The organism is Xylanimonas protaetiae, from assembly GCF_004135385.1.
Lineage (GTDB): Bacteria > Actinomycetota > Actinomycetes > Actinomycetales > Cellulomonadaceae > Xylanimonas > Xylanimonas protaetiae.
Window position 1 is genome coordinate 1,454,147 of record NZ_CP035493.1, and the last position, 22,382, is coordinate 1,476,528.

The 22,382-nt window shown below is 70.6% G+C and carries 23 protein-coding genes and 1 pseudogene; 13 read left to right on the forward strand and 11 right to left on the reverse strand.

Going from position 1 to position 22,382, the window contains the following annotated elements; genetic code table 11:
- Positions 1-149: 149 nt before the first annotated feature.
- Positions 150-662: a hypothetical protein gene (locus tag ET471_RS06590; RefSeq protein ID WP_129187141.1), complete on the reverse strand. Its 513-nt coding sequence runs from the start codon at positions 660-662 to the stop codon at positions 150-152.
- Between the two features lie 174 nt (positions 663-836).
- Positions 837-1,853, reverse strand: a complete 1,017-nt coding sequence (locus ET471_RS06595) for a hypothetical protein (RefSeq protein WP_242496449.1) — start codon at positions 1,851-1,853, stop codon at positions 837-839.
- Between the two features lie 128 nt (positions 1,854-1,981).
- Here ET471_RS06595 and ET471_RS06600 point away from each other — a divergent pair, with 128 nt between their 5' ends.
- The 6 genes from ET471_RS06600 to ET471_RS06630 all read left to right on the forward strand — a co-directional run bounded on the left by ET471_RS06600 (position 1,982) and on the right by ET471_RS06630 (position 8,360).
- Positions 1,982-2,566 carry a TIR domain-containing protein gene (locus tag ET471_RS06600; protein ID WP_129187143.1) on the forward strand — a complete coding sequence of 195 codons (585 nt, stop codon included), beginning with the start codon at positions 1,982-1,984 and terminating at the stop codon, positions 2,564-2,566.
- On the forward strand, positions 2,563-3,456 hold the full coding sequence (locus ET471_RS06605) for a DUF4231 domain-containing protein (protein ID WP_129187144.1): 894 nt from the start codon (positions 2,563-2,565) through the stop codon (positions 3,454-3,456). The genes ET471_RS06600 and ET471_RS06605 overlap by 4 nt, the downstream gene beginning before the upstream one ends.
- Positions 3,457-3,867: 411 nt before the next feature.
- The gene (locus ET471_RS06615; protein WP_129187145.1) at positions 3,868-5,217 is read left to right on the forward strand and encodes an IS4 family transposase; all 1,350 of its coding nucleotides are present in this window, start codon (positions 3,868-3,870) and stop codon (positions 5,215-5,217) included.
- Positions 5,218-5,259: 42 nt separating this feature from the next.
- Entirely contained in the window at positions 5,260-5,766 is a 507-nt protein-coding gene (locus ET471_RS06620) for a toll/interleukin-1 receptor domain-containing protein (protein WP_129187146.1), read from the forward strand.
- Between the two features lie 122 nt (positions 5,767-5,888).
- Complete coding sequence (locus ET471_RS06625; protein WP_129187147.1) at positions 5,889-6,500, forward strand: hypothetical protein; 612 nt, start codon at positions 5,889-5,891, stop codon at positions 6,498-6,500.
- Positions 6,501-6,728: 228 nt separating this feature from the next.
- A complete protein-coding gene (locus tag ET471_RS06630) occupies positions 6,729-8,360 on the forward strand; it encodes an IS1634 family transposase (RefSeq protein WP_129186106.1) in 1,632 nt (543 codons plus the stop codon).
- A 123-nt stretch (positions 8,361-8,483) separates the two neighbouring features.
- On the opposite strand, the gene ET471_RS17940 is transcribed toward ET471_RS06630, so the two are convergent.
- Positions 8,484-8,873: a DUF4259 domain-containing protein gene (locus tag ET471_RS17940; protein ID WP_165350427.1), complete on the reverse strand. Its 390-nt coding sequence runs from the start codon at positions 8,871-8,873 to the stop codon at positions 8,484-8,486.
- Positions 8,874-9,685: 812 nt separating this feature from the next.
- Between ET471_RS17940 and ET471_RS06640 the strand changes: the two genes are divergently transcribed.
- Both ET471_RS06640 and ET471_RS06645 read left to right on the forward strand, forming a co-directional pair.
- Entirely contained in the window at positions 9,686-10,156 is a 471-nt protein-coding gene (locus tag ET471_RS06640) for a methyltransferase family protein (RefSeq protein WP_129187149.1), read from the forward strand.
- A gap of 37 nt (positions 10,157-10,193) precedes the next feature.
- On the forward strand, positions 10,194-10,688 hold the full coding sequence (locus tag ET471_RS06645) for a DinB family protein (RefSeq protein WP_207207346.1): 495 nt from the start codon (positions 10,194-10,196) through the stop codon (positions 10,686-10,688).
- Positions 10,689-10,914: 226 nt separating this feature from the next.
- Here the strand turns inward: ET471_RS06645 and ET471_RS06650 are convergent, their stop codons facing one another.
- From ET471_RS06650 to ET471_RS06660, 3 genes are all read right to left on the reverse strand, one after another.
- Positions 10,915-11,586 (reverse strand): response regulator transcription factor, encoded by a 672-nt coding sequence (locus tag ET471_RS06650; protein ID WP_129187150.1) that lies wholly within the window; start codon positions 11,584-11,586, stop codon positions 10,915-10,917.
- On the reverse strand, positions 11,577-13,202 hold the full coding sequence (locus ET471_RS06655; RefSeq protein WP_165350428.1) for a sensor histidine kinase: 1,626 nt from the start codon (positions 13,200-13,202) through the stop codon (positions 11,577-11,579). The genes ET471_RS06650 and ET471_RS06655 overlap by 10 nt, the downstream gene beginning before the upstream one ends.
- A 107-nt stretch (positions 13,203-13,309) precedes the next feature.
- The gene (locus ET471_RS06660) at positions 13,310-13,660 is read right to left on the reverse strand and encodes a LytR/AlgR family response regulator transcription factor (protein ID WP_129187152.1); all 351 of its coding nucleotides are present in this window, start codon (positions 13,658-13,660) and stop codon (positions 13,310-13,312) included.
- Positions 13,661-13,948: 288 nt separating this feature from the next.
- Between ET471_RS06660 and ET471_RS06665 the strand changes: the two genes are divergently transcribed.
- The 4 genes and pseudogenes from ET471_RS06665 to ET471_RS18465 all read left to right on the forward strand — a co-directional run bounded on the left by ET471_RS06665 (position 13,949) and on the right by ET471_RS18465 (position 15,817).
- Positions 13,949-14,515 carry a hypothetical protein gene (locus tag ET471_RS06665; RefSeq protein WP_129187153.1) on the forward strand — a complete coding sequence of 189 codons (567 nt, stop codon included), beginning with the start codon at positions 13,949-13,951 and terminating at the stop codon, positions 14,513-14,515.
- 209 nt (positions 14,516-14,724) lie between these two features.
- Positions 14,725-14,892, forward strand: a complete 168-nt coding sequence (locus ET471_RS17945; protein ID WP_165350429.1) for a hypothetical protein — start codon at positions 14,725-14,727, stop codon at positions 14,890-14,892.
- A 39-nt stretch (positions 14,893-14,931) separates the two neighbouring features.
- A pseudogene (locus ET471_RS19105) lies at positions 14,932-15,471 on the forward strand (LLM class flavin-dependent oxidoreductase); the annotation flags it as partial.
- Between the two features lie 91 nt (positions 15,472-15,562).
- Complete coding sequence (locus ET471_RS18465) at positions 15,563-15,817, forward strand: hypothetical protein (RefSeq protein WP_242496450.1); 255 nt, start codon at positions 15,563-15,565, stop codon at positions 15,815-15,817.
- 219 nt (positions 15,818-16,036) lie between these two features.
- On the opposite strand, the gene ET471_RS17950 is transcribed toward ET471_RS18465, so the two are convergent.
- The gene (locus ET471_RS17950; protein ID WP_242496451.1) at positions 16,037-16,303 is read right to left on the reverse strand and encodes a hypothetical protein; all 267 of its coding nucleotides are present in this window, start codon (positions 16,301-16,303) and stop codon (positions 16,037-16,039) included.
- A gap of 319 nt (positions 16,304-16,622) precedes the next feature.
- Here ET471_RS17950 and ET471_RS06680 point away from each other — a divergent pair, with 319 nt between their 5' ends.
- The gene (locus ET471_RS06680) at positions 16,623-17,675 is read left to right on the forward strand and encodes a zinc-binding dehydrogenase (RefSeq protein ID WP_129187155.1); all 1,053 of its coding nucleotides are present in this window, start codon (positions 16,623-16,625) and stop codon (positions 17,673-17,675) included.
- Here ET471_RS06680 and ET471_RS06685 read toward each other — a convergent pair.
- The 4 genes from ET471_RS06685 to ET471_RS06700 form a co-directional block, all read right to left on the reverse strand.
- Positions 17,609-18,580: a GDSL-type esterase/lipase family protein gene (locus ET471_RS06685; RefSeq protein WP_165350430.1), complete on the reverse strand. Its 972-nt coding sequence runs from the start codon at positions 18,578-18,580 to the stop codon at positions 17,609-17,611. The genes ET471_RS06680 and ET471_RS06685 overlap by 67 nt on opposite strands.
- Positions 18,577-19,800 carry a glycosyltransferase gene (locus ET471_RS06690; protein WP_242496452.1) on the reverse strand — a complete coding sequence of 408 codons (1,224 nt, stop codon included), beginning with the start codon at positions 19,798-19,800 and terminating at the stop codon, positions 18,577-18,579. Before ET471_RS06690 ends, ET471_RS06685 begins: the two co-directional genes overlap by 4 nt.
- Positions 19,797-20,981, reverse strand: a complete 1,185-nt coding sequence (locus ET471_RS06695) for a glycosyltransferase family 4 protein (protein WP_129187156.1) — start codon at positions 20,979-20,981, stop codon at positions 19,797-19,799. Before ET471_RS06695 ends, ET471_RS06690 begins: the two co-directional genes overlap by 4 nt.
- A gap of 62 nt (positions 20,982-21,043) precedes the next feature.
- Positions 21,044-22,348 carry a glycosyltransferase 87 family protein gene (locus ET471_RS06700; RefSeq protein WP_129187157.1) on the reverse strand — a complete coding sequence of 435 codons (1,305 nt, stop codon included), beginning with the start codon at positions 22,346-22,348 and terminating at the stop codon, positions 21,044-21,046.
- Positions 22,349-22,382 lie beyond the last annotated feature (34 nt).

A 22,382-nucleotide genomic window follows, 5' to 3' on the forward strand; every position in this document is an offset into this window, starting at 1 on the left:
CCTACTCGGCACGGTCACCGATTAGGGCAGGGCCTCCCGCCAGCCTCGGGATTCATCGGCGGGTTCTGAGATCCGTGGGTGACGGCGATCCTGCTGCTCGTGGGGGCATCCTCATGGCGGCAATGCCCTGGTGCCAGTTCTGACGACCGTCAGTCAGGGCGGTTCGACTCGTAGGTGTCGAGATCGCCGTAGGCATCCTTGACGTAGTCGCGGTACTGGCGGCTCATTCCGCGGGTCCCGCGGTGATAGCGCTCGGGGTCGTAGTTGCCTGTCGCCCAGTAGACGGGGCCCTCGTCAGAGGCGTCGTCTCGTCTGCCATCACGGGCGACGCCGAGCCCTTCGACCAGACCGACGACGCGATCCATATACCCGTGGACCGCTCGCCGGCCTTCGCCCCAGTCGTATACCTGGTCGCCCATAGTCATGGTGGCCGACACTCCGAGCTCGGAGCCGTTGCCCGGGAGCGGGCGAAGGTGGACGGCGACGTCCTGCCCGTGCCACGTCCACAACCAACGTGACCGTCCGGTCCTGAAAAGGAGGGCGCGAGGCTCGTCTGACGCCACGACTCGGTAGCTGGCGTCCTCGGCGGCCTGGAGGCACAACTTGCGAAGCTCCGCAATAGGGACACCCGCAAAGCGCTCGGTGCGCTGGGGACTCTTCATACGCCGAGCCTATTGGGTCCACGGGCAATTGGGCACTGACCGAACGCCGCGATTTTGCCTTCGCTGCGGCCGCTGGTCGTCACGGGCTTTCATCGGACGGGCAAATGAAACGATGACGGGGGAATCGGGCTCGCGATGGCCACGCGGCGGAGTCGCGCGAGCCGGCGCCCAACGTCAGGCGCCGTTGACGACCTCGTTGATCCGCGCTCGGACCGCCCGGTGCATCGTGACGGGCGTCGCTGCAATCACTCGGCGCACCATTGTCCCCAAGAAGCGTGACGGTGAGAGTCCGGTCGGAATCTTGGAGTGAAGGATGGTCACGTCCGGCAGTGATGCCAGCACTACATCGATGTCGGAAGCGGGCTCGACTGGGAGCACGTCCTCCTCGTCCGACGCCTCCTCGAGGCCGGCCGCCACGAGCGCGTCCTCGGTATCGATCGAGTCCTCATCGGCCGGCGCGACGCCGTCGCTGTACTCGATCATCACCAGGCACGTCGCGTGGTACGCGTCGTCCTCCTGGCCAAGTTTCTCCAGCAGGTCGATGAGCCACTCGGCCTTGTCCGGCTCCTCGTCAAGGATCGTCGACCGCAGACCGAAGACGAACCCCAATGCCGCGAGCGGATGCCGCAGGCGAAGGTTCTTCGCGTCCCCGTACGACTCCTCGACTCGGTTCGCCGCGTTCTTCCCGAACGACGAGTCCATCCGCTTCGTCGAGATCAGGATCTCGGGGCCCGTCTGCCAGTCGGTCATAATGACGTCGACCTGCTTGAGGTAGTTCTTCCCCAGGATGCTCGCCGACGACGATGTCACACCGGTGATCGACGTCTTCGCCGTCAGCAGGTTCGAGATCTCCGCCCGGAGCTTCTTTGGGGCGCCATCGATGAGGTTCGCCACAGCCTGCGGCAGGATCCGAGGGTGCTCGGCGCGCGGCCAGACCCCATCCTTGCTGAAGCCCGCCCGCCGCAGCTCGTAGCTCAGCCAGACGTCGAGCGCGAGCGCCGGCACTCCGGTGGTGGTGGGCGCCTTGAAGTAGAGCGGGACGCCAAGGAGGCGCTCGAGAGTGTCGAAGTCGGGGGCGTACGCGAGGAGACCCTCGGGATCGATCGTCCACGGGTTGCTGTGGACTCCGCCCGGTGCGGCATCAGCGACGATGCGATCGAAGTACGCCCATGCCTTCGTCTTCAGGCTCACGCGCTGCAGCCTACGGGTTCAGTGGGACAGAGGGGCGACAAGTCCGTCAGCCTGGGCGCTGCTCCATCGCGCGGGCTGTCGGTGGCGTGTGGCAACCTCAGGATCACGCGACCGATTGGGAGGCACTTGTGGGGCACAAGGTTTACATCTCGTTCAAGACGGAAGACGAGTCCTACAAGAGGGCGATCCAAGCCATGCCGCATCTCGACTTCGTCGACAAATCGTTGGACGAGCCCATCAACTCGCTGGATCCCGACTACATCATGCGTAGGATCCGCGAACTGTACTTGCATGACTCTACTGTGACGATCTTTCTCATCGGAGCCCACTCGGCCGAGAACCTGGGTGCGTGGGAACAGCAATACATCAAGCGTGAACTGCAGGCGTCGCTGTGGGACTCCAGCATTAGCCGGAAGAGCGGACTTCTGGGGATCGTGCTGCCCGAGGTCCATGACCGAGTGTTTCGCGGCACGATCCAGTGCGTGGTGTGTGACAACTCCCACAACATCGTCCGAGTGGACGACTCGACAACCGTGACCGAATTCTCCTATAACTACTACATTCCCAACAACAAGTGTGCATGGGCGGAGGACGACCGATACTGCGTGTTGACCACGTGGGCTGCGTTCGACGCGGATCCGAACGGCTGGATCGACCGCGCGTTCGGCAAGCGGTCCGCACCGATCGCTAACAAGACGAAGGTGCGGCCATGACTGGGGCGCGACAGACGGGCGTCACCGAGATCGAACTGCCAGCCCTCTTCCAAGCAGCAGACCGGAAAGCTGCTGAGCGGCAGAGGGCCTTCTATGTGTCCAAGGGGCTCGAGGTGGGAGCGCTCGCTGGCGGTGCTATGGCGGCGCTACTGCCATCATCGCTTCTTGGCGGGTCCGGGCCGATCTTCGCGCTCTTGCTTTTCCTTGTGGCCTTGGTGATTCAGGTCACAAAAATCTCCGCGACGGCCGAACGTCGATGGTATGACGCACGCGCCGCGGCGGAGTCCATCAGGTCGTCAGCTTGGCAGTACGCCGCCTGCGGTGAGGCATTCCGCCTCGAGAATGACCAAGCCGACGCGGCGTTTAGGCAGGTACTCGTGAGAGTACTTGACGCGGTCCCGGGGCTGGATATCGGGCCAGACACCGATGACGCCCCAACAATCACAACGTCGATGCGTTCCATTCGCGCTCTTTCGCTCGTGGAACGTTCCGGCGTATATCTCGAACAGCGTGTCGCCGGGCAAGTGAAGTGGTATGCGAGGAAGGCGCAATGGAACAAGCAGCGCGCCCGCGTGTATGGACTTGTTGTTATCGGCGTTGAGCTTGCTGCTGTCGTTGCAGGGATACTCCGGGTCGCAACGGGGAGCAGCCTCGACTTTCTCGGCGCCGCGGCAGCGATTGCTGCCGGGCTTGTCGCGTGGACGCAGGCCAAGAAGTACACGTTTCTGTCTGAGTCCTACGCTGTGACAAGTCATGAAGTCAACCTTGTGCGCGACACGCTGCGGCCTGGTGATGACGAGGGCCTGTGGGCGCAGCTCGTCCACGATGCCGAGGCAGCATTCAGCCGGGAGCACACCATGTGGCAGGCGCGGAGACAAGGGGCTGCGTAGTCGTCGGGGCCGTCCACTTACGTCGTGGCCGCAGGTTTCGAAGCTCGACAAACCGCAAGCGCCGCGCGGGCGCTGGCCTTGTCGGGGGCACCGCCTAGCATCGCTTCATGGTTATGTGTACGGCGCCCGTCCAGGGCCACCGAACTGCCAGCGGGGCGGCGGCCTGCCCCGCCTGTGGCGGCAGAGGCTACGGGTACACCTCGTTCCGGCCGCCTTACCCATCGGCGTCATACACGCCACGAATCTACGGGGCGGCTGGGGTTGTCAGCGGAAAGACAAGGCCTAGCTGCAATGCCGCGAAGTTAGGGCTCTGACCTGGCTGTCAAGGGGTGTTGGTGCTGGTCATAGCAGCGAAGCTCCTGTAGTTGAGGGCTGTCCGCCAAGACATGCCTTCACCACAGGAGCTTTGCCGTGCCGCAGTCTGCCATCGATCGTGTCGCTCGCGCCTTCGCTCCGGGGCACCTGGGCGAGTTGAGCGCCCTGGTTCCCGTCGAGCTCGTCGATGAGGTGCTGGCCCGTCACCGGGCGACCGAGCAGCGCGTACGGCTGCTGCCCTCACGGGTGGTCGTCTACCTGCTGGTCGCGGGTGCGTTGTTCGCGGGCCTGGGCTGGCAGCAGGTCTGGGACCGGCTGGTCGCCGGCCTCGGGCATGTCGATTCCTGTCCGTCGCGCACCGCGATCGCGCTCGCGCTGCGCCGGGTCGGGCCCGGCCCGTTGCGGTCGCTGTTCGAGGTCCTGGCCTGCCCGGCACCAGGCTCGACCCGGTGGCGGGGACTGCTGGTGTGCGCGCTGGACGGGACGGTCACCTCGGTGCCTGACAGCCCGGCCAACACCATCCGGTACGTCAAGCAGCGCGGCGGGCCCACCGGCGGCGGGTCCTACCCCGGGCTGCGGCTGGTCGCGCTCGTCGCGTGCGGGACCCGCACCCTGATCGATGCGACGTTCGGCCCGACCACGACCGGGGAGACGGTCTACGCGCAGGTCCTGACTCGCTCGCTGCATGCCGGGATGCTGCTGCTGGCCGACCGCGGCCTGAGCTCGGCGGCGCTGGTCGCCGCAGCCCACGCGAGGGGAGCCCACGTGCTGGTGCGAGCACGTACCGCCGCCGCCAACGGTCCCGCCCTGCCCGTCACCCGAGCGCTGGACGATGGTTCGTGGCTGTCGATGCTCGGCGCCACACGGGTGCGCGTCATCGACGCTCAGATCACCTCGGCCACGACGGCTGCGACCACGACCAGCCACTACCGCCTGGTCACCACGCTCCTGGACCCCCGCACCCACCCGGCCGACCAGCTCGCGGGCCTGTACCACCAACGCTGGCAGGTCGAGACCGCCTACCTCGAGCTGAAGTCGACCATCCTGGGCGGGCGGGTCCTGCGCGCCCGGACCCCCGACGGGATCGAGCAAGAGGTCTACGCCCTGCTCATCGCCTACCAGGCCCTACGCACCGCCATGGCCGACGCGACCACCACCACCGCGATCCCGCCCGACCGCGCCAGCTTCACGATCGCGCTGAACGCCGCACGCGACCAGATCACCGCCAACCGGCACGCCGACGCCACCGATCCCCCGATCGAACTGCTCGGCGTGATCGGCGCCGCGGTCACCGCACGACCACTGCCAGCAACCCGCCCCCGCACGAACGCCCGCACCGTCAAACGAGCGATCTCCAAGTACAACGCCCGCGGCCCCAACATCGACCGCAAGACCTACAAGACCACCCTGACCATCACGATCTTGACAAAACCGACGCCCACCTAACTTCGCGGCATTGGGCCTAGCTGGTCACCCGCTGGCTCCGCTTTGACGTACACGCCCGCTGAGGTGCGGGCGTTGGCACCAGTTCGCCGCACGGTCGAACTGCGGGCACGACAGCAGCCTGACCTTCGTGATCTCTTCCTCTGCCACGCATGGGATGACCGGCGGGGCGTCGCCACGGAACTGCACCGCCTTCTCGAAGCCCAGGGAGTGTCCGTTTGGTTCAGTGAGAAGGACATCGTCCTGGGGCAGCCGTTCCTCCGGGAGATCGACAGGGGCTTGGCAAAGTCGCGGACGGGCGCTGTCCTCGTTACCCCTGCGCTGCTGACACGTGTCGACAGCCGGGGAGTCTCGGACAGGGAGCTCTCGGAGCTCCTTGCGCGCGACCTGCTGATTCCAGTCGTGCACGAGACGACCTATGAGGAACTCCGCAAGGTCAGCCCTCTGCTTGCCTCGCGCAACGGACTCAGCACGTCAGACGACTCATTGGCAGTTGTTGCCGCCAAGATCGCCGAGTTGGTTGCGGTCGAGGAGGAGTTCCAGTCTGCGTAGGACGCGACTGAGTGACGACGGTGTTCGACCGACACCCAGTGTGGCCAACGACGGTGGGTGAACTGCGAGATCACCACCGGAGGGTGCGAGGCTTCGCGGTCGCTCGGACTTACGCTGCGCCTGTGCCAGCACTTCTTCACAGCACGAACGCGACCCCGGACAAACTCGACTTGGGGACGGTCGTCGCCCTGGCGGCACTCGCGGTTGCCATCATCGCAATCCCCATCGCCGTCTTCGCGACCCGCAGATGGGGAAGCCGTCGTGCAAAGATCTCTGTTGTCTCGGACGCGATCTCGCTCCTCCCCGAGGCAACGTCAGGCTTGGTGGAAGTCACCTTCCGCGGCATCCCTGTGAACGAACCGCATCTGGTGACTGTCGTGATCGCGAACATCGGTCCGCGTGATGTCTCGTCCGAGATGTTCGACCGTGGACGCCCGATCATCATTCGGTTCGACGCGATGTTCTTTGGGCTCACTCAGCGGGACGCGGCGCTGAAGACGGTGTCTGCTGGCGTGGGCGCCACGGGGGACGATGCTCAGGTGGCGATCCGCCCAAGTCTCCTCAAGCGTGGCGCGACCTGGTCGTTCAGCGTCATCGTCGCTGGTCCGGCGAACGTTCAGGTTGACGCGCCTCTTGTCGACACCGACATCACGACTGGGCACGGTGCTCCCGAGCTTCGGGATGTCGTTCTGGCCGCTGCCAACGTCGCCGTGCGCGGGATCCTCCGCTTCTAGCCCGTGAGAACTTTCCTTACTGGCTCAAGCGCGCGGCTCCCGCCGCGCGGGCCGGCCTACCGGGCGGGGCCCCGCGCTCCGGCGCTGCGCGCCTCCGCGCACCCCACCCGTCCGGCCTGACTTCGGTCAGGTTCTCCACAGCCCGCGATCCGCAGTTCTCTGACCTGCGGTGATGGTCGTGGCTCTGTGGGTTAGTGTCCTCCTGGAGGCACTAAGTACGCTGCCGGGGTGGTGTGGGTTCGGCGGGTGAGGACGGCGTCGGGTGCGACGGCGGTCCAGATCGTCGAGTCCGTGAACGGGCGGCGGCGGATCGTGCGGCATGTCGGGTCGGCGCATGACGAGGTCGCGCTCGGCCTGTTGATGGATGAGGCGGCCGATCTGATCAAGGGTGACCAGCAGTTGGAGCTCGACCTTGGCCTGCAGGCCGTGTCGAGGTACGCCCCGTTGATTCCCGTCCCGCAGCCGCCGGCCCTGTTCGGGCAGACGCCCTCCCGTGCGCGTGGGTGGATGCCCGCGCCCCTGCTGCGGCGCTCGTTCTCCCGGATCCTGTACGACGCGATCGGGGGCGTGTTCGACGAGCTCGGTTTCGACATCGTCGGCGACGACACCTTCCGCGACCTGGTGATCGCGCGGATCGTGGAGCCGACCTCGCTGCTCGACGTCGACCGGGTCCTGTCCGACCTGGGCCGGGTCGCCGCGTCGCTGTCCACGCGGAAGCGGACGTTGAAGCGGGCGCAGGACGGCCGGTACCGGGACCTGATCGCGAAGGCGTGCTTCACGTTCGCGCAGGCCAGCGATGATGTGTCCCTCGTGCTGTATGACGTGACCACGCTCTACTTCGAAGCGGAGAAGGAAGACGACCTGCGCAAGGTCGGCTACTCCAAAGAACGTCGCGTCGACCCGCAGATCGTCGTCGGCCTCCTCGTAGACAGGACCGGGTTCCCCCTCGAGATCGGCTGCTTCGAGGGGAACAAGGCCGAAACGCTCACGATCCTGCCCGTCATCAAGTCCTTCCAAGCCAGGCACGGCATCGAGGGCATGGTCATCGTCGCGGACGCCGGCATGCTCTCCGGTGCGAACCTGCGCGAGCTCGACGACGCCGGGTTCTCCTTCATCGTCGGCTCCCGCCAGACCACCGCGCCCCTCGACCTGGCCTCGCACTACCGGTGGCACGGCACCGTGTTCACCGACGGGCAGATGATCGACACGATCACCCCCAAGCACCGCGGCGCGACGCCCGTCAATGACGTCAACGTCAAGGCCGAGCCCGTGTGGACGAAGACCGGGACCCCGGCGTCATGGCGGGCCGTGTGGGCCTACTCCGCGAAGAGGTTCGCGAGAGACAACCGGACCCTGACCGCGCAGGAGGACCGCGCCCGATCAGTCATCGACGGTGACAAGCCCGCCCGCGCCACCCGGTTCGTCAAGACCACCGGAACCGCCCGCACCCTCGACGAGACCGCCCTGGCCAGGGCGCGGAAGGTCGCCGGCCTCAAGGGCTACGTCACGAACATCCCCGCCACGGTCATGGCCCCAGGCGAGGTCATCTCCAGCTACCACGATCTGTGGCACGTCGAGCAGTCCTTCCGGATGTCGAAGACAGACCTGCAGGCCAGACCCTTCTTCGCGAGGACACGCGACGCGATCGAAGCCCACCTCACCATCGTCTTCACCGCGCTGGCCGTCTCCCGCACGATCCAGGACCGCACCGGACTGTCCATCCGGAAAGTCCTGCGCGAGCTACGACCACTGCGCTCCGCGACCATCGAGATCAACGGCGTCATCCGCGACGCCGAACCCGCCATCCCCGCCGACAAGCAGGCCATCCTCGACGCGATCAGGAAGCCCGCAAGGCACTAAGGCTCTTGACCCAAGTCAGGTCCGGCCGGCCAGGCATGATGAAGGGCGGCTCGGGGAGTCAGTCCCGAACCGCCCATACGTCGTCTGCCCGCAGCTTGCCCGCCGCCGCTGCGTCCGTCCCGCCTACGACACTGACGGCATCGCGCTGCGCGACACCTTGAGCCACTCGTCGAGCCCATCCGACTCCGCCCATAGTCCGTACGCCTCCGACGTCTCGGGCCCCGAGAGGGCACGCGAAATCTGGGTGCGCACCCACGTAATGAGTTCGGGAGTGATGTCGAACCTGAAGTCGGCTCGCTCAACCTCAGGGACCTCCGGTCCAGGCTCGCCGCGCTCCGATCGGATGAGCGCCCCGAGCGCGATGGCCATCTGTCCGCCGTCGACTTCGAGATAGTCCGGATCGTCGAACGCCCACTCGATGGACTCAACGCCGTTGAAGTTGCCGGTCACGATGTCATCGAGCATGTCCATTGCGGCGTCGTTCTCGAACGGGCCGGTTCCACTGGCTCCCATGGCGGCGATGCTATGGGGCGCTGGCTCTCGCGCCAAGAGAGCAGAAGCGCCACGCCGGACCGTCTGTCGACTCGCGTCCCGGCCCCGCACCGACAGCCGAGCATCCGGCCGACTCCACCCCGCGTCAAGGGCGCCTACGGCGTCGCTGCGCGATGGGCTGCGCCCACCCTTGACCCGGGACTCCGCCGTCCTCCTGTGCTCCGCAATCGGTACGGCGCCTCGGAGTGTCCCCACCTTGACCTGCAAGACTCCCGTGCATGGCGAAGTGGCTGTGCAACTGCGGAACCGATCCTCCGGTCGAGCGAGTTGATCCCGAACCCGATTGAGTGGCTGGTTGTCGCAGATGTTGCGTTCGACGACCTCCATGGGAACGCAACGGCGGATGACGTCTATGCAGCCGCTCAGCATGCGTTCCGCTGCCCATCCTGTGACCACCTGCACGTGTTCTGGTCCGGTCTGGCCGAGGAGCCGACCGTGTATGCCCGCGAGGGTGATACTGCGTAGGAGAGCTGAAGGCGGTGTTATCGCGTGCCTGGCCGGTCACCAGGTCCACATGACGGCTCTTCCCCGCCAACTCACCCTTTTCACTCCTCTTTGCCAGCCAAACCAGCGCGATAACGTACAACGCGTTACACGGCGAGGCGAGGCGTAGGCCGAGGTCAGATGCCAGATCGTCCAGCCCGACCAACCCCGTCAAAACGGCGCGCTCGAACCTCACCGCTACCGCCCCAGAAGGACCCCAGCCGCAGAACCTTGCGGATCTGGGGTCCTTCGTCTTTCCTGTGCCGGTCCACCGCTGGCACCATCGAGGCATGGTGCGCGGTGCCGCGGAGATCGTCGCGTTCCGGCTCTGGCCGCCGGTCGCGATCGGTGCGCCGCTGCTCGCGGGCTGGCTCGTCACCCAGGGCGCGGGTGACCCGTTCGAGCTCGGCGCGTGGCGAACCACGCTCGGCTGGGCGCTGGTCCTGCTGTTCGTGGGCTGGAACGGCTGGTCGCTGTGGCTCTTCCGGCGGCACGAGACCGGGTTGCTGCCAGGCCAGGCCACGCGCGCGCTGCTGGAGGAGGGGCCGTACCGGATCTCCCGCAACCCGCTGTACGTCGGTCTGCTCGCGCTCTATCTCGGCGTGTCGTTACTGATGCCGACGGTCTGGGGGCTGGTGCTGTTCCCGGTGGCTGTGCTGCTCGTCTCCTGGGGTGCGATCCGCCCCGAGGAGCGGTTCCTGCGCGACAGGTTCGGTGCGGAGTACGACGCGTACGCGCGGCGGGTGCGCCGCTGGCTCTAGCTTTCTGGCGGCTGGCGCACGTGCTTCGATGTGCGCCGTGGACACCACCGGCCGCTCGTTCCCCGTCCCGGTCCCCGACGAGCGTCAGGTGCTCACCCAGTGGCTCGACTGGCAGCGCGCCACGGTCCGGGCCAAGTGCACGGGGCTCGACGAAGCATCGGCCCGCCGGGCCCTCGTCGTGACGTCGCCGAGCCTGACGATCGCCGGCGTCGTCGCGCACCTGACCAACGTGGAGCACCACTGGCTGGTGCGGTCGTTCCTCGGCGAAGCGGCGGCGCCCGACCCGACGCCCGACTGGCAGCCGACCGACATCGCGCTGCCGGACCTTCTCGACGCCTACGACAGGCAGTGCGAGATCTCTCGCGCGGTCGCGGACGCCCACGAGCTCGACGCGCTCGAGCGGTCGGCCCCGCCCGGGCTGCCGCTGGTCACCCTCCGCTGGATCCTCGGGCACCTCGTCCACGAGACGGCGCGGCACCTCGGGCACCTCGACCTGCTGCGCGAGCTGACCGACGGGGAACGGGGCTATTGACGCCGGTCGAACACGCCGGCTTGAGGCTGACGCCGAGACGACAACGTGCGACCGAGATCGGAACGTGCTGTTCATGCCTGGCGTCGCACCGGGGTCTACTTCCTGCCCTTCTTGAACCCCGCGAGCGGGGACAACCCGAGTACGCCCTTACCGGCAGGTCGGCCAGGTGGACCGAGCGTAGGTCCGCAAGTCAGCCTCGCGCGTCAGGAGCCTGCGGGCGCCCGGATCAGGCGCCGTCATACCCCGACGCGACCGCCCGGAGATACGACAGCACTGCCAGCACCCGGCGATGGTCGTCGGCGGTCTCGGGGAGTCCCAGCTTGCGGAACACCCGGCTCGTGATGCCTTCGACCGTCTTGGGGCTGAGGTACAGGGTGCTGGCGATGGAGACGTTCGAGCGGCCTTCCGCCATGGCCGCGAGCACGTCGCGCTCGCGGGGAGCGAGCGCCGAGAGGGCGTCGTCGTCGGCGCGCCGCCGGAGGAGCTGTTCGATGACGTGCGAGTCGATGGCCGTCCCGCCGCGCCCGACGCGACGGATCGCCTCGACCAGCTCGGCCGGGTCGAGGACGCGGTCCTTGAGCAGGTATCCGACGCCTCGAGCGCCGTTCCCCAGCAGGTCGGCCGCGTGACGTGCCTCGACATACTGGGACAAGAGCAGGATGCCGACGGCGAAGCCGTGCTCGGCCCGGATGGCGCGCGCACACTCGAGCCCTTCCAGCGTGTGCGTCGGGGGCATGCGGATGTCGATCAGCGCAACGTCGGGACGATGCTCCCGTACCGATCTCACGACAGCGTCGGCGTCCCCAGCCTCGCCGACGACCTCGAAGTCGGCCCTCCGGAGCAGCTCGACGAGCCCGGCGCGCAGCAGGTGGTTGTCATCGGCGACGACTACGCGCATGGCATCCTGACCTCGATCGTCGTCCCGCCGGCCGGCCCTGGGGAGACGGACATGGAGCCACCTCCCGCGGCGGCTCGGTCGGCGAGGCCGCGCAGCCCGGTCCCACCGCTCGCGTCGGCACCTCCGATCCCGTCGTCCTCCACCGTTGCGCGCGCCTCGTGCGCGTCGGCCCGCAGGCGTACGTGGACGTGCTCCGCGTGCGCGTGCTTCGCCACGTTGGTGAGCGCCTCCGCGATCGCGAAGTACAGCGTGGCCGACACGAGCGGGGAGGGCTCGCGCTCCAGGTCGACCGTCAGCGTGGTGGGAACCGGGAACCGGTCGGTGAGCGCTTCGACGGCCGCCGCGATCCCCGACTCCGTGAGCAACGGCGGATGGATGCCGCGCGCCAGGTCGCGCAGCTCGTTGATCGCGACACCGAGCTCGTCGACCGCGCGCTGCAGCGCGGCGCGGGTCGCCGGGTCCGTGCCGTCCATCTGTGCCTCGGCCAGCTTCAAGGAGAGCGCGATCGTCACGAGCCGCTGCTGGGCGCCGTCGTGCAGGTTGCGTTCGATGCGCCGGCGTTCGGCGTCGCCGGCGACGACGATGCGTGCGCGAGACGCCGCGACCTCCGCGACCTGCGCCTCCATGGCGGCCTGGAGGCGGTCGTTGTCCACGGACAGGCGGACGGCTGCCATCACGCCACGGACCAGCCCGGGGTCCTCGAGCAGCGCGGCGTCGTGCACGAGGAGGGCGATGGGCTCGCCGCGGCGCTCGATCCGTGTGACGGTGCGCTGGTCGAGCGCCTGAGGCCCGACGGGGGTCCCATCGTCCGCGACGTACCCGCCCCGCTCCGCCGACCATGGGAGCAGCGTCAGGTTCGGGTCTTCGAGCGCCCGCCGGAGGGCGTCTGCCAGCCGGCCCGGCGGAGCGTCGTCGCCGAGCTCCGACACGAGGTCGACGACCGATGCCCGGGTCTGGCGAAGCCGGGAGAACCCGACGGCGAGGGTGACGGCCACGGCAGCCGTCGCCCAGTCGGTGAGCGCGTACGTCGGGATCAGGGTCGGGCCCGTGTTGAGTCCGGCGACGCTGCCGAGGATCGCCGAGACCGCCATGACCGTGCCGGCGACGAGCGCTGGCTGGAGCATGCGTCGTACGGGACGGCTGGCTCGTCGCCATCGCAGCGCCACGCCGGTCACAGCGGGGACCACGAGCGCCGGGTACACGATGCGGAAGGCTGCCTCGGTCCCCTGCCACCACCGGTCGTCGGTGACGGCGGGGATCAGGCGGTTCGTCACGCAGCCGCATCCCGTCAGGTCCGCGGGGACGTACAGGAGAGCGCGCGCCGTCGTCCGTGCGACGACGACACCCAGGATCAGGACCAGCACGATCCGCTCGCCGCGCGTCGCGATCCGTCCCGTGGGGTACGCGAGCAGCGCCCAGACGAGCAGGCCATTGTACCACCCCACCAGCGCGAACGCGACCAGGCCCAGCGAACCGTTGCCCGCAGAGTTCAGGAGGACCGCGTACCAGGCGAACCCCGCGGCCGTGACGAGCCACCAGCAGCGGTTCTGCGGCCGGAACCGCCAGATGGCCAGTCCGGAGGCGATGCACACCCAGCCGATCAGCGGCTCGCCCAAGGGGGCGGCGAGTGCGTGCCCAGAACCCTGATGGTTGAGGGCGAACCAACCCCATGCGAGGCCCGCCGGGACGAGGAGCCAGGGCGCATTGCGCATCGCGCCACGCATCAGGCGACCTCGATCAACGCGCGTAGCGCCGGGCCGCTCAGCCCGGCCTTCGCGACGAACCCGACGGCCCCGCTCGCCGAGGCCGCCCAGGCGTAGTCTGCCGTCGACGTCAGCACGACGTGGGGCGCGGAGGGCAGCGCGCTCATCGCCTGGGCGACGTCGAGCCCGCTGCCGTCGGGCAGCCGGACGTCGAGCAGGACGACGTCCGGCTGCAGCGCCTCTACCGCGCGGAGGGCGTCCGCCGCGTCCGCGGACTCACCCACGACGGTGAACCGGTCGGCCTCGAGGAGCTCGCGCGCCACGCGCCGGAACTCCGCATGGTCGTCCACGATGAGAACCGTCGGGCACATGAGCCCATGCTGGCTCACCGTGGGCCGGGACGAGCAGAGGGCTAACCCTCGGTCCTCGGCGGGCTGGCTCCGATGTCATCGCATCCTCCCGGCACTACCTTGCATGACAGAGCCGAGGGAGGTTCCGATGAAGACAGGGTGGATTCTCGCCGCAGTGCTCCTCCTCGCCGTCGTCGGCGGGTGCACGGCAGAGGCCGACGCTGAACCGGGCCCGTCCCAGACACCCACGGCGGCCCCCTCGCCCGGTCACGTCCTGTTCAGCGACCCGCTGGACGACGACGCGAACGGATGGGGACAGGCGACTACGGGGTCGGGAGGGCCAGGTTCGACCGTGGCGCGTACGTCACGGAAGCCACCGGCGCGCCCCTCGTCGGAGCTTTCCCCGATGAGCTCGTCCGGTCGGTCGAGAGCGGCGAGGTGGACCTCACCGACGTCGTGATCGAGTCCACGATCGTGATGGAGCAGCGCGGGGAGGTCGCCGGCGTCTACTGCCGGCAGGGCACCGACACGGACTCCGACTTCCAGCACTACGAGTTCATGGTCCGCGACGGCTACGCGACGATCCGGATCGCCGACAACAACGTGCAGATCGACGTCCTCGCCGAGACGAGACGGCTCTCGCTGCCCCGAGGCGAGGAGATCGCGATCCAAGCCACGTGCGTCGGCGAGGAGACCCGCGGCGTGGACCTGTCGTTGACCGTGGACGGTGTGCTGGTCCTGCAGGCGTCGACCGACGTCGTGCTGCCTGGCGGGATCGTCGGCCTCCTCATGTACCCGAGACCTGGCGCGGGCGAAGGCAACGCGAGCTCCGCGCGGTTCCTCGACTTCTCCGTGTCATCGGTGCGTGCGAGATGAGTGCCGTGCAGCCTCTCACCTTCGACGTGTGGGCCGGCGATGAAGCCCCGGCCCAGGCGCCCGAGCCAAGCACTCCACAGATGCGGCACCGCCCCGTCGCGGCTGTGCTCGTCGGCGCACTCGTCGGCGGTTCCGCGGCAGCCGGGATCCTCACCGCCGTCGATCACACGACCCTCCCAGGAGGACCCGTTCCGGAGGACCATCTCACGATGAGTCTCACGATCGAGCTCCGACCCGACGGACGCTACGCCGTCGTCCCCTACTCAGGCACCCGCCTCGACCGGTCCCCGACCCCGGCGGTCTCGCCGGAGCGGGACCGCTGGGACTACCGGGACTACTGCTCGGCCGTGCGCACGTCGCCCGGGTCGAGGTGCTAGGGCTTTCACCGCCCCCGGCCCAGGCCGACCATGGTTTTCATGGAAGCCGGCATCCACCTGCCGCTCATCGACGTCGACGGCGCGGGACTCTCGCTCCGCCGTCTCGTCGCCACGGTCGACGCCGCCCGCGACAACGGCTTCGTCGCCGTCTCCGCCAACGACCACTTCCTGTTCCCCACCCCGTGGCTCGACGGCCCGACGGCGCTCGCGGCCGTGGTCGACCGCTCTGGCGACCTGACGCTCGCGACGACTCTCGCCCTCGTGAGCCTGCGTGGCCCGGTCCCGCTCGCGAAGGCGCTCACGGCGCTCGACGTCCTCTCCGGCGGCCGGGTCGTCGCGGGTGTCGGTCCGGGGTCGTCGCGGGCGGACTACGACGCCGTCGGAGTGCCGTTCGACGGGCGGTGGAGCCGGTTCGACGACGTCGTCGGCGAGCTCGTGCAGCTCCTCGGCCCCGACAGCGTGCTGGAGCCGAGGTCCGCCCACGGGATCCCGGTGTGGCTCGGCAGCTGGGGGTCGCCGGCGGGCCTGCGCCGCGTCGCGCGTCTGGGCGACGGCTGGCTCGCCTCGGCCTACAACACGACGCCCCGAGCTGTTCGCGGCGAGCCTCGGCGTCCTCGGCGCCGAGCTCGGCAAGCGAGGCCGCACGAGCGCGGACCTCCCCCACGCCCTCGTGACGATGTGGACCTGGGTCACCGACAGCGCGTCCGGCGCGCGTCGTGCGCTCGCCGACGTCGTGGCCCCGCTCCTGCGGCGAGACCCGGAGGAGCTCCAGGGACGGCTCTGCATCGGCAGCCCCGAGCAGTGCGCCGAGATCCTGTCCCGGTACGCTGCCGCGGGCTGCCGCCGGGTGCACTTCTGGCCGCTCGGGGACGAGCGCCACCAGGTGGAGCGTCTCGCCGGCGACGTGCTGCCCCACGTGAGGTAGGCACCGTCGCGGGCCGCCGCCGGGCCGCCGCGGGGCTGACGGTGCCGATCGAAACGTGCATGCGGGATCGGAACGTGGCTTTCTGGGCACGTTCCGATCCCGTATGCACGTTTCGATCGTCCGGGAGTCCGGGAGTCCGGGAGTCCGGGAGTCCGGGAGTCCGGGAGTCCGGGAGTCCGGGAGTCCGGGAGTCCGGGAGGCCCTCGGCCCCCGTGGGCGTCAGTGCGACAGCCGCAGCGCCCGGCTGATCGTGAAGAACGTGTCCGACTGGTCCGTCAGCCCGACGAAGTCCGCCGCCCCTGGCCCGTACGTGGCCACGCGCACCTGCGCGCCGGTGTGCTGCTGCGAGCCGCCCGTCTCGGCGGTGCCGTAGGACATCGTCATGGGCTGGCCTTCGTTGGTGAGGAGCGTGCGGGTCAGGCCCGGCGTCGTCGAGCCCGCCTCGATGATCTGCGAGCTGTGGGCGTGGTCGGCCGACACGATCACGCCGCGTAGCCGGCGCCCGCGCCGAGCACGAGCGCGCCCACGAGGGCCGAGGTGAGGGTGATCGAACGGGTGTTCCTGCGCACAGGAGCACTCCCTTCTGGGCTGGGGAGTGCGACGCTCCGCCGCACGCCTCTGGGCTAGGCGCGTGCCGTGCATTCCAGGGAAAACCCAGGTGAACGCCGGGTGATACGGGGGTGATCCCTGGGACGCTTGCCGCAGGCGACGACGTCGGCACCGCTCACCGGGGGACACCCGCCGTCGGGGACGCGCCGCCCCTCCTACCGTGGGCGGACTGTCCGCAGCTCAGGGAGGAGCGACGATGAAGGCCCTCGTCTACCACGGTCCCGGTCACAAGGAGTGGGAGTCGGTCCCCGACCCGACGCTGCTCGCCCCCACGGACGCGATCGTGCAGATCGACACCACCACGATCTGCGGCACCGACCTGCACATCCTCCAGGGCGACTGCCCGGAGGTGAAGGACGGCACGGTGCTCGGCCACGAGGGCGTCGGCACCGTGGTCGAGGTGGGCGCCGCGGTCGGCACCGTCAGGCCCGGCGACCGCGTCATCGTCTCGTGCATCAGCTCGTGCGCCGTCTGCTCCTACTGCCGCAAGGGCATGCCGTCCCACTGCCTCGGCATGGGCGGCATCGGCTGGGTGCTGGGCCACCTGATCGACGGCACGCAGGCCGAGTACGTCCGCACCCCGTTCGCCGACACGTCCCTGCACAAGGTCCCCGACGCGCTCACCAACGAGCAGGCCGTCATGGTCTCCGACATCTTCCCCACCGGGTTCGAGATCGGCGTCCAGTACGGCGACATCAAGCCGGGCGACGTCGTCGCCGTCGTCGGCGTCGGGCCCGTGGGCCTGGCCGCCGTCGCGACGGCGAAGCTCTACGGCCCGTCGAAGGTGATCGCGGTGGGCCGGAGCCAGCCGCGCATCGACCACGCGCTGCGGATGGGCGCCGACGTCGGCGTCTCCACCAACGACCCCGACTGGGTCGACGCCGTCATGGCGCAGACCGACGGGCTCGGCGTCGACGTCGTCATCGAGGCCGTGGGCGTGCCGCGCACGCTGCAGGACTGCGTCCGCATCGTGCGCCCAGGCGGTCACGTCGCCAACGCGGGCGTGCACGGCAAGCCCGTGGAGCTGCCGATGGAGTCGATGTGGATCCAGAACCTGAGGCTGACCACGGGTCTGGTGGACGCGACGAGCTCGCGCATGCTCATCGACCTCATGGTGGCCGGCCGGCTCCAGCCCGAGCAGATGGTCACCCACCGCTTCGCGCTGGACGACATGGTCAAGGCCTACGAGGTCTTCTCCGACGCCCCGAGGTGGGACGCCCTGAAGGTGGCCATCCACCGGGAGGCGTGACGGCGTTCGCGCCGGTCGTCGTAGACCGCGCGCACCAGCCCGGGCAGGAAGTCCCGCCCGCGCCGGAAGCACCAGGGGATCCCGGCGATCACCAGCCACGCCGTCCGCGCCCCGAACGAGGGCGCGGGCGGCATGGCCGGCAGGGCGGCCGCGAGCGCGTCCGCCCCGTCGGCGTCGCGCACGCGCAGCACGCCGGCCCTGCCGAGCGCGAGCGCCGCGTGCGCGGCGACGCGCCGGTGCGCGGTCGCGGACGGGTGCACGCGGTCCGAGTGCCACGCGACGGGTCCCAGCTCGCGCGCCGCGCCCCCGATGTCGACGACGACGACGGTGCCCTGGAGGGGCCGGCGGCCGTCGGGCGTGCGCCGCGCGGCGGTGACCTGCTCCACGGTGCGGGGCTGGGCGGCGAGCGCGACGGCGTCGACGGCCGCGTTGACGGCCAGGACGCGGGCTCGCATGACGCGCCGCACGGTGGCGGGCAGCAGCTCGAACAGCTCGATCGCGGGCAGCCGCGCGAGCACGACGGAGCAGCCGCAGTCGCGCAGCGCGGTCACGGCGGTGGAGAGCTCGCGGGCCACCTCGTGGGCCGAGAAGTCGGAGCGCAGCACGTCGTTGCCGCCCACGACGAGCGTGGCGACGTCGGGCCGCAGGTCCAGCGCGTGGGGCAGCTGCTCGGCGACGACGTGCCGGGCGCGGGCGCCGTTGCGGGCGAGGTTGGTGAAGCTGGACGCCCCGGCGAGCTGCGCGAGGTGCGCGGCCCAGCCGATGCCGTGGAGGGCGTCCTCCCCGGCGGCGTCCCCGACGCCGACGCTGATGGAGTCGCCGAGCGCGACGACGCGCGGCCCGTGCGACCCGCCGAAGCTCAGCGTGTCGGGGGGCGGGTCGCCCGCGGGCGCGTGCCTGGTCACGCCGGCACCGCGGCGGGGACGCGCACGGGCGCCCCGTGCAGCGCGAGCATCGCCTCGCCGGCCGCCGACCAGGGGAACCGCTCCGCCTGACGTCGCGCCGCCGCGCGGCGCTCCGCGACGGGCCGGTCCAGCACCTCCTGGAGCGCGAGCGCCAGCGCCTCGGGCCGGGGCGCGCCCACCGCGCCGGCGTCCCCGACCACCTCGGGCAGCGCCGACGTCGTCGACGCGACGACGGGCGTGCCGGACGCGAGCGCCTCGAGCGCGGCGAGCCCGAAGGTCTCGATGGGCCCGGCGGCGACGACGACGTCGGCGCTCGCGAGGAGCGCGGCGAGCCGGGCGCGGTCGGGCACGAACGAGAGGAACCGCGCGGGCACCCCGGCGACGGCGGCCCGCCGTTCGAGCGCCGCGGCCAGCGGGCCGGCGCCCGCGACGACGAGCCGCGCCGGCCGCCCCGAGGCCCGCAGCCGCGCGACGGCGTCGACGGCGAGGTCGACGCGCTTCTCGCGCGAGAGCCGGCTGACCACGAGCACGACCGCCTCCCCGCCGGGCCCGAGGTCGGCGCGCATCGCGGGGTCGAACCGGTCGGGGCCGAACGTCGCGAGGTCCACCCCGAGCGACACGCGGTGCAGCGGCGGCACGGCCCGAGGCATACCCGGGATGCCACCCGCCCGCGCGACCTGGAGCGCCCGCAGCCGCTCGGCCTCCCCGGCGGCGAACGCCGTGGTCGCCACGAGCCGGTCGAACCGCGGCAGCGTGCGCGCGTTGTGCCAGCTCGCGACGCCGCGCAGGCCGCGCCCCACGGTGGGTGTCACGCGTGCGGCGCCCCACCCGGGCCCGGCCGCGCGCAGCACGCCGTCCACGCGCTCGTGCAGCCACAGCACCGAGGGCACGCCCGCCGCGCGCGCCCAGTCGCCGAGGCACGTGAGCGTGGTGCGGTCGGAGACCTCGAGCCGGTCGGGCGCGAGCTGGTCCAGGAGCCGCTCCACCGCCGTCGGGCGCACGACGACGCGGTAGCCGCCCATGCCCGGCACCACGGGTGCCGGGACGCTGACGACGGGGACGCCGTCCTGCCACGTGACGTCCGACGCGGGCCCGGGCACCACGAGCACGGGGTCGTGCCCGTGCTCGCGGTACTGCCCGGCGAGCGCGTGCATGGCCGTGCGGATCCCGCCGGAGCGGGGCCCGTAGAAGTTGGCGACGTGGACGATCCGCACCGTCACACCCCCAGGGGGGTGTCGGCGCGCACGGCGTCGCGGTAGTGCTCCAGCAGCTCGTCGCACACGGCCGCCCACGTGCGCCCGACGGCCCGCGCCCGGGCGGCGGCGCCGAAGGCGCGCCGCTTGCGGTCGTCGCCGAGCAGGTCGGCGACGCGCTCGCGCATGGCGTCGAGGTCGCCGGGCGCGTACAGCCAGCCGGTGCGCGAGTGGTCGACGACGTCGAGGGGCCCGCCCGCGGCCGGCGCGACGACGGGCACACCGCTCGCCGCGGCCTCCTGGAGCGTCTGCCCGAACGTCTCGAGCTCGCCGGGGTGCACGAGCACGTCGAGGCTCGCCATCGTGCGCGACAGCTCCGCGCCGCGCAGCAGCCCGGTGAAGTGCGCGTCCGGCAGCAGCCGCTCGAGCGGCTCGCGCTCGGGCCCGTCGCCGACGACGACGAGGCGCACGTGCGGCAGCCCGGCGAGCGCGCGCAGGTCCTCGACCTGCTTCTCCGGGGCCAGGCGGCCCACGTACCCGACGAGCAGCGGGCGTCCCGCTCCCACCGCGGCGCGCCACGCGGCGTCGCGCGCCGACGGCCGGAACGTGACGGTGTCCACGCCGCGCCCCCACAGCCGCAGGCGCGGCAGCCCGCGCTCGGCGAGCGAGGCCAGCACGGCCGACGACGGCGCGAGCGTCAGCGTGGCCCGCTCGTGGACGTGGTGCACGCGCCGCCACAGCAGCGGCTCCAGGTGCCGCATCCCGTACCGGGCCGCGTACCCGGGCACCTCGGTCTGGTACACGGCGACGGTCGGCAGCCCGAGGTTCTCGGCGGCGCGGACCCCGTGCCAGCCGAGCACGAACGGCGAGGCCAGGTGCACGACGTCGGGCCCGAACGCCTCGAGCGTGCGCTGGATCCGGGCGCGCTGCCCGACGACGACCCGCACCTGCGGGTACCCGGGCAGCCCCACGGACTCCATCTCGACGACGGGCGCGCCGCTGACGAACGGCGGCACCATGCCCGCGTCGGCACCCCCGCCCCGGGGGTCTCCGCGTTCCGCCGCGAGGACTCCTGGGGACCCCGGGGAGGGCGCGAGCACCATCGCCTCGTGCCCCCGGCGCTCGAGGTGCTCGAGCACGCGCAGCACGGAGTTCGTGACGCCGTTGACGTGCGGCAGGAAGGACTCTGCGACGATCGCCACCCTCATGACGACAGGTCATCAGGTCCAGGTGACGCCGCGTCGCACGGGCGGAGAAGCGCCGCGGTCGGTTAGCCCAACCTTGAGGGAACGGCAGGCGAACTGGCCGGGGCGGGCGCCGTCGAGAGGGCGAGGCGGGCCAGGCGCCACACGGCCCCGACGAGCAGCACCACGACGGCGAGGTTGCGCACCGCGGCCACGCCCACCATCCACGTCTCCCCGGCGAGGAAGTACCCGTACGCGAGCGGGTAGAGCACCTGCGTCAGCAGCCCGACGCCGAGCATCCCGGCCGCGGGCGCGACCCACAGCCGCCGGGTCGCGGGCCCGGCGAGCGCGAGGGCCGCCGCCACGGCCGGGCCGAGCCAGGCGATGAACTGCGGCGAGCCCACCTTGTTGAACACGACGAGCGCGAAGAGCGTCGCGGCCGCGCTGAGCAGCAGGACGTCCTGCGCGAGCTCGGGCCGGCGCCGCGTCGCCACGAAGGCGAGCAGCCCGATGAGGACGACGGCGAGGGGCAGCACGACGTCCAGGGCGTTCGCCACGGCGCGCGCCGACGTGCCGCCGATCTCGTACGTGAAGATCACGCGGTTGTACTCGACGTGCACCGACGGGTCCCACAGCCGGGCCACGCTGAACCAGGTGGCGAACACGGACTCCGCCTGCAGCGTGCGGTCCGACTGCTCGCCGAACACGCTCCACGCCCGCTCCCCGGCGCCGCCCGCGAGGGCCAGCCCGACGACGGCGACGCTCACGACCGCCCCGGGCACCACGACGGTGCGCACGAAGCCGCGCACGGACCGCGACGTCGCCGCGAGGGCCACGACCACGGCGCCGGGCGCGATCTTGATCCACGCACCGAGCGTCGCGACGGCCGCCGCGACCGCCGGACGGCGGTGGGCGAGCAGCAGCGCGACGAGGATCATCGGCGCGACGACGCCGTCGAGCCGTCCCAGCCAGATGGGCCCGAGGACCACGAGGAACCCGAGCCACCACAGGGCGGCGACGCGGCCGCGGCGCCCCACGCGGGCCAGCAGCCACAGGGCGCCGGCGTTGAGCAGGACGACCATGACCGACCACACGGTGGCGTACGCGTACCACCCGGAGGTGCCGAGCGCCGGCAGCGTCACGGGGATCAGGGCGGCCGCGGGGTACACCCACGCCTCGTTGAGCACGGGCCACCAGCCGGTGCTCAGGCCGCGGTCCGCCCACCACGCGTAGAGGGAGACGTCGCCGTAGATCTCCCCGGACCGCGACAGCGCGCCGAACACCACCCAGGCGTGGACCAGCACGAACGCGCCGGCGAGGCTCCAGCGGGACAGGACGACGTCGCCGACGGAGGTGTGCGTGCGGTCTACGACGGCGGTCTCGGCGGTCACCGGCCCATCGTCCCAGACGTGCCGGGGTACTCGC

Coding starts and splice junctions, on each gene's coding strand:
- ET471_RS06695 (WP_129187156.1), bottom strand. CDS start 20,981: ATGAGGGTGGCGATCGTCGCAGAGTCCTTCCTGCCGCACGTCAACGGC.
- ET471_RS17940 (WP_165350427.1), bottom strand. CDS start 8,873: ATGGGAGCCAGTGGAACCGGCCCGTTCGAGAACGACGCCGCAATGGAC.
- ET471_RS06590 (WP_129187141.1), bottom strand. CDS start 662: ATGAAGAGTCCCCAGCGCACCGAGCGCTTTGCGGGTGTCCCTATTGCG.
- ET471_RS06650 (WP_129187150.1), bottom strand. CDS start 11,586: ATGCGCGTAGTCGTCGCCGATGACAACCACCTGCTGCGCGCCGGGCTC.
- ET471_RS06640 (WP_129187149.1), top strand. CDS start 9,686: ATGGTGCGCGGTGCCGCGGAGATCGTCGCGTTCCGGCTCTGGCCGCCG.
- ET471_RS06660 (WP_129187152.1), bottom strand. CDS start 13,660: ATGTGCCCGACGGTTCTCATCGTGGACGACCATGCGGAGTTCCGGCGC.
- ET471_RS06665 (WP_129187153.1), top strand. CDS start 13,949: ATGGGGACAGGCGACTACGGGGTCGGGAGGGCCAGGTTCGACCGTGGC.
- ET471_RS06680 (WP_129187155.1), top strand. CDS start 16,623: ATGAAGGCCCTCGTCTACCACGGTCCCGGTCACAAGGAGTGGGAGTCG.
- ET471_RS17945 (WP_165350429.1), top strand. CDS start 14,725: ATGAGTCTCACGATCGAGCTCCGACCCGACGGACGCTACGCCGTCGTC.
- ET471_RS06605 (WP_129187144.1), top strand. CDS start 2,563: ATGACTGGGGCGCGACAGACGGGCGTCACCGAGATCGAACTGCCAGCC.